This is a genomic window from Methylobacterium dankookense (assembly GCF_902141855.1).
GTDB lineage: Bacteria > Pseudomonadota > Alphaproteobacteria > Rhizobiales > Beijerinckiaceae > Methylobacterium > Methylobacterium dankookense.
This window is the reverse complement of sequence record NZ_CABFVH010000037.1, coordinates 43397-54962: the sequence shown is the minus strand read 5'-3', so window position 1 is coordinate 54962 and position 11566 is coordinate 43397. Positions and strand designations below refer to the sequence as shown.

Here is an 11566-nt window from a genome sequence, read left to right as displayed (position 1 = left end):
GCCTTCCGCATGCGCAACCGCGACCTGGTCTACGTCTCGAACGCGCCCTTCACCGAGTTGCAGAAGGTGCTGAGCGTCTTCTCCACCGTCGCGGCCCCCATCGCCGGCGCGGCCTCCGTCTACTCCGCCGCACGCTGAGAAAGCGCGGGATCGCGGGGCCCCCGTCATCCGAAGCGTCATTCCGGCCTTGCTTTCGGCCCGGCCTCCGTCGTTACCTGCATGCGGCGGCCGTGGGGGCGCCCAGGAACGGCGGCGCCGCAGGAGCGTCCCGGGACCTTCTCGGCTTGGGGGCGTCGCGGTGGGTTGGCTGCGCGGGATGCATGGCGACCAACTTGGCGACCATCCGGACATCCCGGGACGGCTCCGCGACGGCGGAGCGCCCGTGCCGGCACCGCCCACCGTACCCTTGCCCGATTGCAACACGATCGGCCACGGCTCTAGAAGGGCCGCGATGAAGACCGGACGCGCCGCCCTCCTCACCGAGACGCTCCGCCGGACGAGCCTGGGCGCGGCCCTCGGCCTCGCGCTGCTCGGCGCGCCGGCACCGGCCCGGGCCGACGTGGTGATCGGCGTGGCGGTGCCGCGCTCCGGCGCCTACGTGGCGGTGGGCGAGCAGGTGCTGCGCGGCATCGAGGCGGCGGCCCGCGACGCCAACGCCAAGGGCGGCCTCGACGGCCAGACCATCGTCCTCGACGTGCAGGACGATGCCTGCGACTCCAACACGGCGATCGCGGTGGCCAACCATTACGTGCGCGCCAACGTGCGCCTCGTGGTGGGCCATGTCTGCTCCAACGCCTCGATCGCGGCCTCGGAGGTCTACGCCCAGAACGGCGTGCTGATGATCACCGCCGCCTCCGTGGCCTCGCGGCTCACCGACCGGGGCTTCCCCACCATATTCCGGGTCTGCGGCCGCGACGACGACCAGGCCCGCCTCTCGGCCGCCGTGCTCGCCGAGCGCTTCCGCGACCGCAAGATCGCGCTGATCCAGGACCTGACGCCGGCCGCGCGCAACCTCGCCGCGGCGACCAAGGACAACCTCAACCGGATCGGCATCAACGAGGCCCTCTCCGTCGCCTTCCAGCCGAGCGACGCGGACGACGCGGCCCTCGCCGACCGGCTGAAGGCCGCCGGCATCGAGGTGGTCTATTACGGGGGCGACGCCGCCGAGATGGGCCGCCTCGTGCGGATCTCGGCCGAGCGGGGCTTCAAGCCGCAATGGTTCGGCACCTCGGCCATCGCGACGCCCGACTTCGCCAAGATCGCGGGGTCGGCGAGCAACGGCGTCCTGATGACCTTCTACCTCGACCCGAGCCGGCAGCCCGCCGCGGCGAACGTGGTCAAGGCCTTCAAGGCCGAGGGGGTCGATCCCACCGGCTCCACCATCTACGGCTACGCCGCCCTCCAGGCCCTGGTGGCGGCGGGCAACTTCGCCCATTCCGATGATCCGCGCCGCCTCGCGGCGACGCTGCATACGGAGCGCTTCGACCTCGTCCTCGGCACGGTCGGCTTCGATTCCAAGGGCGACGTCACCGCGCAGGGCTACGTGCTCTATGTCTGGAAGGACGGGGTCTTCACGCCCGCGGGGAAGTAGCCGGGAGAGGGGCCGTTGAGCGCCATCAAGACCGTCGCCGTCGTGATCACCGGCCGCGTGCAGGGCGTGGCCTACCGCGCCTGGGCCGAGGGCGAGGCCCGCCGCCGCGGCCTCTCGGGCCATGTCCGCAACCGCGCCGACGGGGCGGTGGAGGCGCTGTTCTCCGGGCCCGAGGCGGCCGTCGACGCCCTGGTCGAGGCCTGCCGTGCGGGGCCGGCGGCGGCCCGCGTCGAGGACGTGGCGGTGCGGCCGGCGGAGGCGCCGCCCGGGGGCGGCTTCCGGATCCTCGGCTGAGGGGCGGGCGCGTCGCGCTTCCGGTCCGGCGGCACGCCTGATATGCCCGCGCCGGTTCCCGCCCGCCCCGGTCCCATGCCCAACCTTCCCGCCAGCGCCGCCGCCTTCTCGCCGCTCGACCTCGGCGCCCTGCTGTTCTTCGTGGTCGCCTGGATCGGCTACGCGCTCTCGGTCGGCCGCCTGCGCGGGCGGATGGTCTCGCTGTCCCAGCTCATGAACCGGCAGCGCGAGACCTGGGCGCAGCAGATGCTGGCGCGCGAGAACCGCGTGGTCGACACCACGATCAACGCCTCGCTGCAGAACGGCACCGCCTTCTTCGCCTCGACCTCGCTGATCGCGCTGGGCGGCGCGCTCACCCTGTCGCGCTCGGGCGACGACGTGCTGAGCCTGTTCGGGGCGCTGCCCTTCGGCGGGCTGGCCACGCGGCTCACCTGGGAGATCAAGGTCGCCGGGCTCGCGGTGGTGTTCGTCTACGCCTTCTTCAAGTTCGCCTGGGCCTACCGGCTGTTCAACTACGGCGCCATCCTGATCGGGGCGGTGCCGCCGAAGGGCTCGGGCGCGAGCGAGGCCGAGATGCTGCGCGCTGCGCGCCGGGCCGCGGCCATGAACACCGCCGCCGGCAGCCAGTTCGCCCGCGGCCAGCGCGCCTTCCTGTTCGCGCTCGCCTATCTCGGCTGGTTCGTGAGCCCCTACCTGCTGATGGCTGCGACCGCCGCGGTGGTCCTTGTGATGTGGCGGCGCCAGTTCGCCTCCGAGGTGCGCGCGGCGCTGCTCGCCGACGACCCGACCCTGGAGGATGCGGAGTGATGGCCGACGACGCGCTGATCGAGACCACGCTCCTCGACCTCGTGGCGGCGCGGGGGGCGGGCAAGACCGTCTGCCCGTCAGAGGTGGCCCGCGCGCTCGGCGGCGCCCATCCGGACGGCTGGGGGCCCCTGATGCAGCCGGTCCGGCGGGTGGCCGTGCGCCTCGCCAAGGCGGGCCGGATCACGATCCTGCGCAAGGGCCGGCCGGTGGACCCGGACGATTTCCGCGGGATCTACCGGCTCGGCCCCCCGGCGGAATCGGGCTCGGGCAGCCAATCGGGCGTGTAGCCGGCGAGCCGGTAGGCGGCGAGGCCGATCCATTCCTTCACCGCGAGATCGAGGATCAGGAGCCCCTCCGAGGCGAAGCCGCCGAAGCGCAGGGCGGTCCAGCCCGCGGTGCGGTAATCCACCGGATAGGCCTCCACCGTGAAGCCCGCCTGCCGGAAGCAGCCCACCGTCCGCGGCATGTGCCAGGCGGAGGTGACGAGGAGCCAGCGCTCGCCGGGCTTGGGCTGCACCAGGGCGGCGGTGAAGGCCGCGTTCTCCTGCGTGTTGCGCGAGCGGTTCTCCAGGATCAGGCGCGAGCGCGGCAGGCCGAGGGTGTCGGCGTAGCGGCTGATCACGTCGGCCTCCGAGATCCCGGTGCCGCTCAGGGCGGCGTTCCCGCCCGTGAAGACCAGCCGCGTCTCGGGGAAGCGCCGGGCGAGGTCGGCCATGTAGGTCTGGCGCTCGTCCGCGTTGTTGCCGACGAACTGGCGCCGCGCCGCCGACAGGCCGGTCTCGACGCCGCCGCCGAGCAGGATGATGCCGGCGGGCGGCGCATCGCCCTCGCGCCATTGGGGAAAGCGGTCCTCCAGCGGCGCCATCACCAGGACGGGCAGGGGCGAGAGGCCGCCGAGCAGGAGGCCGACGGCGCCGAACAGCACCAGCCCGGCGGCAATGCGCCGCCGGCGCGTCGCGAGGAGGAGGCCGCCGAGGAGCGCGGCGAGGATGAACAGGTTGGAGGGGGTGATCAGGAAGAAGATCACCTTCGAGGCGGAGAAGAACATCGCCGCTCAGGCCCGGCCGCGCGCCGGGCTCACCGCGGGCGGCGCGTCGCGCAGGGTCTCGTCGGTCATGGGGTCGTCCTGAGGAGGGTTCGGCCCTGCGGCGGCGGGGCGCGGCGCGTGCGGCCACGCCGGAACCCGGCATATCATGGGGAGCGGCGCTCCTCCCAGCCGCCGGCGCCAATCGCCTCGGGATCGTCGCGGCGCGGTTACCTGCTTGCCCCTCGCGCCCCTTGCCCGCATGCCTGCCGCGACCTATCACCGGCCCTCGACATGACTCACGGCACGCCCCCGAGCTTCCCCCACCGCCACCTCCTCGGCATCGAGGGGCTGACGCGTCCCGAGATCGAGGGGCTGCTCGACAGGGCGGACGCGGCCGTCGACATCTCCCGCCAGGTCGAGAAGAAGCGCGTGACCCTGCGCGGGCGCACGCAGATCAACCTGTTCTTCGAGCCTTCGACGCGGACGCAATCCTCCTTCGAGCTCGCCGGCAAGCGGCTCGGCGCCGACGTGATGAACATGTCGGTCGCCTCCTCCTCGGTGAAGAAGGGCGAGACCCTGATCGACACCGCGGCGACGCTGAACGCCATGCGGCCCGACATCATCGTGGTGCGCCACCAATCGGCGGGGGCTGTGCATCTGCTCGCCCGCAAGGTCGATTGCTCGGTGGTGAACGCGGGCGACGGCGCCCACGAGCACCCGACCCAGGCGCTCCTCGACGCGCTCACCATCCGCCGCAACAAGGGCCGCATCGAGGGGCTCCAGATCGCGATCTGCGGCGACGTCCTGCATTCGCGGGTGGCGCGCTCGAACATCATCAGCCTGCAGGCGCTCGGCGCGCGGGTGCGGGTGATCGGCCCTTCGACGCTGCTGCCCGCAGGCATCGAGCGCTTCGGCGTCGAGGTCTTCACGAACATGCGCGAGGGGCTGAAGGGCTGCGACATCGTCATGATGCTGCGCCTCCAGCGCGAGCGCATGAACGGCTCCTTCGTGCCCTCCGTGAAGGAGTATTTCCGCTATTACGGCCTCGACGGCGACAAGCTGGCGCTCGCCAAGCCCGACGCCCTGGTGATGCATCCGGGCCCGATGAATCGCGGCGTTGAGATCGCCTCGGACATCGCCGACGGCGCGCAATCGCTGATCCGCGAGCAGGTCGAGATGGGCGTCGCCGTGCGCATGGCGGTGCTGGAAGCCCTCGCGTGCCACTTGCCGAACGAGTGATGTCGATGTCGCTGCGACCGCTCCTCCTCACCAATGCCCGCCTGCTCGACCCGGCCGCCGGCCGTGAATCCCGGGGTGCCGTGCTCGTCCGCAGCGGGCGCATCGCCGACATCGCGCAGGGCGCCGCTCCCGGGACGCCCGAGGATGCCCAGACGATCGATTGCGGCGGGCTCGTCCTGGCGCCCGGCCTCGTCGACATGCGCGCCTTCGTGGGCGAGCCGGGCGCGGAGCACCGCGAGACCCTGGCCTCGGCGAGCGCCGCGGCGGCGGCCGGCGGTGTCACCACTTTGGTCTGCATGCCCGACACCAACCCGGTCATCGACGGGCCGGCCATCGTCGACTTCGTGCTGCGGCGGGCCCGCGGCACGGCCTGCGTCAACGTCCTGCCGGCCGCCGCCGTCACCAAGGGCCTGGCGGGGCGCGAGATGACCGAGTTCGGCCTGCTGCAGGAGGCCGGCGCCGTCGCCTTCACGGACGGGCTCAAGGCCGTGACCAACGCGCAGGTGATGCGCCGCGCGCTCACCTATGCCCGGGATTTCGGCGCGCTGATCATGCAGCATGTCGAGGAGCCGGACCTCGTCGGCGAGGGCGTGATGAACGAGGGCGAGTTCGCCTCCCGCCTCGGGCTGATCGGCATCCCGCGCGAGGCCGAGACGGTGATGCTGGAGCGCGACATCCGCCTCGTGCGCCTCACCGGCGCGCGCTACCACGCGGCGATGATCTCCTGCGCCGACAGCGTCGAGATCGTGCGGAAGGCCAAGGCCGACGGGCTGCCGGTCACCTGCGGCGTCTCGGTGAACAACCTCGTGCTCAACGAGGGCGATATCGGCCATTACCGTACCTTCTGCCGCCTCTCGCCGCCGCTGCGCGCGGAGGCCGACCGGCAGGCCGTGGTGGCCGCGCTCCGCGAGGGCGTGATCGACGTGGTCGTCTCCGACCACAATCCGCAGGACGTCGAGACCAAGCGCCTGCCCTTCGCCGAGGCCGCGGATGGGGCGCTCGGCATCGAGACCCTGCTCGGGGCAAGCTTACGCCTCGTCCATACCGGCGATATCGGCCTGCCCCGGCTGATCGCGGCGCTCACCGCGGCGCCCGCCGGGATCCTCGGCCGCGAGGCCGGGCGGCTCGCCAGGGGCGCGCCCGCCGACCTCGTGCTGATCGACCCCGACCTGCCCTACGTCCTCGACAAGCGGGCCCTGAAGTCGCGCTCGAAGAACTCGCCCTTCGACGAGGCCCGGCTCCAGGGTGCGGCCCTGCTCACCCTGGTAGGCGGCAAGGTCGTGCACCGCGTCCCCGAGATCGCGGTGGCCGCGTGATCGCACCCGCCGACCTCGCGACCCCCATCGTCGCCGCCTGCCTGGGGCTCGGCTACCTGCTCGGCTCGATTCCCTTCGGGCTGATCCTCACCAAATTCGCCGGGCTCGGCGACGTGCGCGCGATCGGCTCCGGCAATATCGGCGCGACGAACGTGCTGCGCACCGGCCGCAAGGGCTTGGCCGCCGCGACGCTCGTGGGCGACGCGCTGAAGGGCACCGCCGCGGTGCTGATCACCGCGCGCTTCGGCGAGGCCGCGACGCTCGCGGCCGGTCTCGGTGCCTTCCTCGGCCATCTCTTCCCGGTCTGGCTCGGCTTCAAGGGCGGCAAGGGGGTGGCGACCTTCATCGGCGTGCTGCTCGGCCTCGCGCCGCTGGCCGTGCTCGCCTTCGCCGCGGTCTGGCTCGGCCTCGCCTTCGCCCTGCGCTACTCCTCCCTCGCGGCGCTGGCGGCCTCGGCGGTGACGCCCGCCGTGCTCTGGGCGATGGGCCGCCCGAGCGCGGCCCTGCTGTTCCTGGTCCTCGGCCTGCTGCTCTGGTGGAAGCACGCGCCGAACATCCGCCGCCTCCTCGACGGCACCGAAGGCCGCATCGGCCAGAAGGGCTGATCCGGGATCCCAAAGGGATCATCCCTTTGGTGGGGTGTCGGGGCAAAGCCCTGACGTCGCCCAGGGCTCCGCCCTGGACCCGCGAGAGGGATGATCCCTCTCGACACCCAGGACGGACTATTCGCCGGGCGATGTGATAGGGTTCCCAGAGACGACGGGATTCCCTCATGCAGCTCACCGACGCCCAGCGGATCGACTGGCTCCGGCTGATCCGGACCGAGGGTGTCGGCCCGCGCACCTTCCGCGGCCTGATCAACCGCTTCGGCGGCGCCTCCGCGGCGCTCGAGGCTCTGCCCGACCTGACCCGGCGGCAGGGGAAGCCGGTGGTGCCGCCGAGCCGCGCGCAGGCCGCCGACGAGATCGCGCGGGCGGAGACGCTCGGCGCCCGCTTCGTGGCGACCGGCGAGGCCGATTATCCGCGCCTCCTCCAGGCGACCGATACCGCCCCGCCGCTCCTCGCCGTGCGCGGCGCGGCCGCCGCGCTGAACCGCCCGGCCGTCGCCCTCGTCGGCTCGCGCAACGCCTCGGCCGCAGGGGGCGCCTTCACCGAGCGGCTGGCTCGTGAACTCGGCGAGGCCGGGCTCTGCGTGGTCTCGGGGCTCGCCCGCGGCATCGATGCCCGCGCCCACAAGGCGGCGCTCGCCACCGGCACGGTCGGCGTGCTGGCGGGCGGGCACGACCGGATCTACCCGGCGAACCATGCCGGCCTCGTCGCGTCGATCCTGGAGGCCGGGGGCGCCGTCGTCGCCGAGATGCCGATGGGCTGGGAGCCGCGGGGGCGCGACTTCCCCCGGCGCAACCGCATCATCTCGGGGCTCGCCTACGGCACCGTCGTGGTCGAGGCGGCCCGCCGCTCGGGCTCCCTCATCACCGCCCGCTTCGCCCTGGAACAGGGCCGCGAGGTCTTCGCGGTGCCGGGCTCGCCCCTCGACCCGCGCGCCGAGGGCACCAACGACCTGATCCGCCAGGGCGCCACCCTGGTGGCCGAGGTGGACCACGTACTCGCCGTGCTCGCGCCGCTGGTCTCCGGCGAGATGCCGGCCGCGCGCGACGCCCCCGACCTCGAGGACCGGCCGATCTTCTGGGACGAGATCGACCTCGACGGGATCGCGGTGCCCGTGCCGGCGCCCTGTCTCGACGCGCAGGACCTGCCCGAGTCCGAGGATCCCCGCGCCCGGGTGATCGGAGCGCTCAGCCCCGCCCCGGTCGCCACCGACACCCTCGCCCGCGCCACCGGCCTCGCCGTGCGCGCGGTGCAGACCATCCTGCTGGAACTGGAGCTCGACGGGCGCGTCGAGCGCCACGGCAGCGGAACGGTCTCGCTGATCCGCTGAGTCTCGAGCATCTTCCATGACCCTCGGATCACAGAAAATGTTCTATTTATTTGATTGTGCTGCATTTTCTTTCGCGGAACCGGTGTCCACTTCCGCGGAAAATGCGCTGGAGCGCTCGCCGCCGAAGTGGATACCGGTTCGGCGCAAGAGGGCGCATCAAAACAAGAGCTTGGAGCCGTTCCCGATTGCAGCGTGATCGGGAACGGCTCTAGCGGACGAGAAGCTGGTTCTTCACGAGGTAGCGGATGCCGCGGTCGAAGGATTCGTCCGTGTCGCCGCGCAGGTCCACACTGTAGGCCTTCTCCGGCGCGCCCTCGGTGAGCGGCTTGAAGTAGACGTTCATGTTGAGGATGAGGTTCGAGACCTTCTGGATCTCGCCGACGAAGACGCCGTCCGCCCCGAGCTTGCGCCCGAACCGCTCCGCGCAGCCGCCACAGGCGCGCAGATCCGCCGTCTCGGCAACCTCCATCCGGACGGGCTCGGTCGGGACCAGGCTGTAACGGCCGGATTCCTTCAGGAGGTCGCGGAAGGTGTCGGCGGTGCGCCTCAGCCGCGCCCGGTCCTCCTCGGTCGGCGGCAGCGGCGCGCCGCGGGCAAATTGGAAGTCCAGGACCGCGACCTTCTCGGGCTCCGCACGGGCGGGGAGGGCGGCGGCTGCGAGCAGCACGCCGGCCAGGACGAGGCTTCGCGTCGAGCCGAACGGCATGGGCATTATTCCTCCGGGACGTGTCGATGACCGGGCCGCCGGCGGCCCCTCATGCGCGACAACGCGCGAGAGCCGGAAGCGCTCGCCCTGCCGAGCCTCCGGGTCAGTCCGCGACCACGACGAGCACGGACGCGGGCGCGGCGCCGCAGCGGCGCAGGCGATGCTTCAGGGCGCCGTCATAGGTCGCGCAATCGCCCGGGCCGAGCCTGATCAGGCGGTCGGCGACCCGAAGCTCGACCTCGCCGTCGAGGACATAGGCGATCTCCTGGCCGCCATGGGCCGGCAGGTCCTCGGTGAGGAAGGCCTCCCCCGGCTCGATCACGTAGAGCGAGGCGGCCCGGCGCGTCGAGCCGGGGATCAGGGCCTCGACCGCGTAGGCGCCGTCGCGGACGGCCACACGATCCGCGCGCCGCACCACCAGCACGTCCGTCTCCGCGGCGGATTCGCCGAACAGCTCGGCCATCGGTGCGTCGAGGGCCTTTGCAATGGCCTCCAGCGTGGCGACGGAGGGCGCCTTCTCGCCCCGCTCGACCCGCGAGAGATGGCCCTTGTGGATCCCGACCGCAGCGGCAAGGGCCTCGACGGTGAGGCCGCGGCGGCGGCGGAGGGCGCGGATGCGCTGGGCGACGACGGACATCCGACGGTCATGCCCCTTGCGGCGCATCCGGACAACGGCTACCGCCAGTGGACAACAAGTTGTCCAACTCTGGCCCGCCGATGCGCAAAGCCCTCGTCATCCGCCACGTCCATTTCGAAGATCTCGGCGCCTTCGCCGACCCGATCGAGGCCGCGGGCTACCGGATCCGCTACCATGAGGCCGGCCTGGACCCGTGGCAGGGCGAGGCCTTCGCCGAGGCCGACCTCACTGTCGTCCTCGGCGGCCCGGTCGGCGCCTACGAGGACGCGCTCTACCCGTTCCTGGCGGACGAGCGCGAGGGGCTTCGCCGCCGCCTCTCCGCCGGCCGGCCGACCCTGGGCATCTGCCTCGGCGCCCAGCTCATGGCCTCCGCCCTCGGCGCCCGCGTCGCACCGGGCCCCGCCAAGGAGATCGGCTGGGCGCCGGTCGCACTGACGGAGGCGGGCCGGGCCGGGCCGCTGCGCCATCTCGACAACGTCCCCGTTCTGCACTGGCACGGGGACGGCTTCGCATGTCCGGCCGGCGCCGAGCGCCTCGCCAGCACCGAGATCTGCCCGAACCAGGCCTTCGCGCTCGGCAGCCACGCCCTCGGCTTCCAGTTCCACCCGGAGGCGGACGGGCGCGGGTTCGAGCGCTGGCTGATCGGGCACGCCGTCGAGATCGCCGGCGTGCCGGGCCTGTCCGTCGCCGATCTGAGGGCGGATGCGCAACGCCTCGGCCCTACAGCTTCCGAGGCCGGGCGCCGCTGCATCGCGGAATGGCTCGCCGGGCTCGGGCGGTGAGCGCCGAGAGGGTCACGATCGGGGCCGTGCTGACCGGCGGCTGCGCCCCGCTCGGGAATGCGGGCGCCCTGAGCGGCATCGCCAAGACGCCGGTGGAACGGCCGGTCCGCATCGGCCCGGAGGGCCTGGAGGGCGACGCGCAGGCCGACCGCCGCCATCATGGCGGCCCCGAGAAGGCCGTCCACCACTACGCCCGCGACCATTACCCGGCCTGGCGTGCCGAGCTCGGCGGCGCCGCGGCGGCGCCGCTCGAACGGCCCGGGGCCTTCGGGGAGAACCTGTCGACCCTCGGCCTCACCGAGGCCGAAATCTGCGTCGGGGACCTCTGGCGGGCGGGGACGGCCCTGCTTCAGGTCAGCCAGGCCCGCCAGCCCTGCTGGAAACTCGACCACCGCTTCGGCACGCCGGGCATGGCGCGGCGCGTCCAGGCGAGCGGGCGGACCGGCTGGTACTACCGCGTGCTGGAGCCCGGCACGGTGGCGGCGGGGGACAGCCTGCAGCTGACGGCGCGGCCGCATCCGGACTGGCCGCTCGCCCGCCTCCTCGACGTGTTCTACCGGAACAGGCTGAACCGGGATGCGCTGGCCGGGATCACCGGCCTCGCGGCGCTGTCGCCCTCGTGGCGGGCCCTCGCCGCGCGGCGCCTGGAGCGCGGCGCCGTGGAGGACTGGGCCCCGCGCCTCGACGGCCCCTGACGGGATCGCCGATCGTCAACGCTCGTGGCGATCGAGCGGGTCGTCCTCGTCGGGGTGGTCCGTGGCCAGATCCTGCATCCGGTCGAGCGCGCCCTGCAGGATGTAGGCGGCGGCGAGCTTGTCCACGAGCTGCGCGCGCTTGGCCCGCGAGGTGTCGGCCTCGATCAGCGCCCGGGTGACCACCGCGGTGGAGAGCCGCTCGTCCTGGAACAGGACCGGCAGGTCGAGGATCGGCTTGAGGTTGCGCACGAAGGCGCGGGTCGACTGAACCCGGGGGCCGGCGCTACCGTCCATGTTGAGGGGCAGGCCGAAGACGAGGCCGCCGACCTGATGCTGCCGGCAGAGGTCGCGCAGGCGCTCGGCATCCGGCGTGAACTTCACCCGGCGGATCGTCTCCAGCGGGCTCGCGATGCGCCGCTGCACGTCCGAGAGGGCGAGCCCGATCGTCTTGGTGCCGAGATCGACGCCGATGAGCCGCGCGCCGCCGCGCGCGGCCTCGGCGAAGGCGCGGAGGTCCTGATTATCCATGCCGA

The 11566-nt window shown here is 72.8% G+C and carries 15 protein-coding genes and 1 pseudogene; 12 read left to right on the top strand and 4 right to left on the bottom strand.

The genetic code is table 11. The features are described from left to right. From MTDSW087_RS30950 to MTDSW087_RS21940, 5 genes and pseudogenes are all read left to right on the top strand, one after another. Window positions 1-138, top strand: a pseudogene (locus tag MTDSW087_RS30950) (polysaccharide biosynthesis/export family protein); the annotation flags it as partial. Window positions 139-451: 313 nt separating this feature from the next. After that, on the top strand, window positions 452-1591 hold the full coding sequence (locus tag MTDSW087_RS21955) for a branched-chain amino acid ABC transporter substrate-binding protein (RefSeq protein ID WP_144767002.1): 1140 nt from the start codon (window positions 452-454) through the stop codon (window positions 1589-1591). Between the two features lie 15 nt (window positions 1592-1606). Next, the gene (locus MTDSW087_RS21950; RefSeq protein WP_144767001.1) at window positions 1607-1885 is read left to right on the top strand and encodes an acylphosphatase; all 279 of its coding nucleotides are present in this window, start codon (window positions 1607-1609) and stop codon (window positions 1883-1885) included. A 75-nt stretch (window positions 1886-1960) separates the two neighbouring features. Continuing rightward, entirely contained in the window at window positions 1961-2692 is a 732-nt protein-coding gene (locus tag MTDSW087_RS21945; protein WP_144767000.1) for a DUF599 domain-containing protein, read from the top strand. Further along, window positions 2692-2979 (top strand): DUF3253 domain-containing protein, encoded by a 288-nt coding sequence (locus MTDSW087_RS21940; protein WP_144766999.1) that lies wholly within the window; start codon window positions 2692-2694, stop codon window positions 2977-2979. The genes MTDSW087_RS21945 and MTDSW087_RS21940 overlap by 1 nt, the downstream gene beginning before the upstream one ends. Here the strand turns inward: MTDSW087_RS21940 and MTDSW087_RS21935 are convergent. Then, entirely contained in the window at window positions 2925-3740 is an 816-nt protein-coding gene (locus MTDSW087_RS21935; RefSeq protein WP_144766998.1) for a YdcF family protein, read from the bottom strand. The genes MTDSW087_RS21940 and MTDSW087_RS21935 overlap by 55 nt on opposite strands. Before the next feature lie 270 nt (window positions 3741-4010). On the opposite strand from MTDSW087_RS21935, the gene MTDSW087_RS21930 reads away from it, so the two are divergent. The 5 genes from MTDSW087_RS21930 (at window position 4011) to MTDSW087_RS21910 (ending at window position 8409) form a co-directional block, all read left to right on the top strand. After that, window positions 4011-4958: an aspartate carbamoyltransferase catalytic subunit gene (locus tag MTDSW087_RS21930; RefSeq protein WP_144766997.1), complete on the top strand. Its 948-nt coding sequence runs from the start codon at window positions 4011-4013 to the stop codon at window positions 4956-4958. A 5-nt stretch (window positions 4959-4963) separates the two neighbouring features. Then, window positions 4964-6274: a dihydroorotase gene (locus MTDSW087_RS21925; protein ID WP_373322004.1), complete on the top strand. Its 1311-nt coding sequence runs from the start codon at window positions 4964-4966 to the stop codon at window positions 6272-6274. Next, window positions 6274-6879, top strand: coding sequence for a glycerol-3-phosphate 1-O-acyltransferase PlsY (gene plsY / locus MTDSW087_RS21920; RefSeq protein WP_186383953.1), 606 nt, complete (start codon window positions 6274-6276; stop codon window positions 6877-6879). The genes MTDSW087_RS21925 and plsY overlap by 1 nt, the downstream gene beginning before the upstream one ends. A gap of 167 nt (window positions 6880-7046) precedes the next feature. Next, window positions 7047-8213, top strand: a complete 1167-nt coding sequence (gene dprA / locus MTDSW087_RS21915; protein ID WP_144766995.1) for a DNA-processing protein DprA — start codon at window positions 7047-7049, stop codon at window positions 8211-8213. A gap of 16 nt (window positions 8214-8229) precedes the next feature. Beyond that, entirely contained in the window at window positions 8230-8409 is a 180-nt protein-coding gene (locus MTDSW087_RS21910) for a hypothetical protein (RefSeq protein WP_144766994.1), read from the top strand. 12 nt (window positions 8410-8421) lie between these two features. Here the strand turns inward: MTDSW087_RS21910 and MTDSW087_RS21905 are convergent, their stop codons facing one another. Further along, the gene (locus MTDSW087_RS21905) at window positions 8422-8925 is read right to left on the bottom strand and encodes a DUF3280 domain-containing protein (protein ID WP_373322003.1); all 504 of its coding nucleotides are present in this window, start codon (window positions 8923-8925) and stop codon (window positions 8422-8424) included. Window positions 8926-9022: 97 nt separating this feature from the next. Further along, on the bottom strand, window positions 9023-9556 hold the full coding sequence (locus MTDSW087_RS21900; protein WP_186383952.1) for a helix-turn-helix domain-containing protein: 534 nt from the start codon (window positions 9554-9556) through the stop codon (window positions 9023-9025). Between the two features lie 59 nt (window positions 9557-9615). Between MTDSW087_RS21900 and MTDSW087_RS21895 the strand changes: the two genes are divergently transcribed. Further along, window positions 9616-10338: a glutamine amidotransferase gene (locus tag MTDSW087_RS21895; RefSeq protein ID WP_306421690.1), complete on the top strand. Its 723-nt coding sequence runs from the start codon at window positions 9616-9618 to the stop codon at window positions 10336-10338. Continuing rightward, complete coding sequence (locus tag MTDSW087_RS21890; protein ID WP_238179315.1) at window positions 10335-11033, top strand: MOSC domain-containing protein; 699 nt, start codon at window positions 10335-10337, stop codon at window positions 11031-11033. The genes MTDSW087_RS21895 and MTDSW087_RS21890 overlap by 4 nt, the downstream gene beginning before the upstream one ends. A gap of 15 nt (window positions 11034-11048) precedes the next feature. Here MTDSW087_RS21890 and ruvX read toward each other — a convergent pair whose 3' ends face one another. Beyond that, entirely contained in the window at window positions 11049-11561 is a 513-nt protein-coding gene (gene ruvX / locus MTDSW087_RS21885) for a Holliday junction resolvase RuvX (protein WP_144766991.1), read from the bottom strand. Between the last annotated feature and the right edge of the window lie 5 nt (window positions 11562-11566).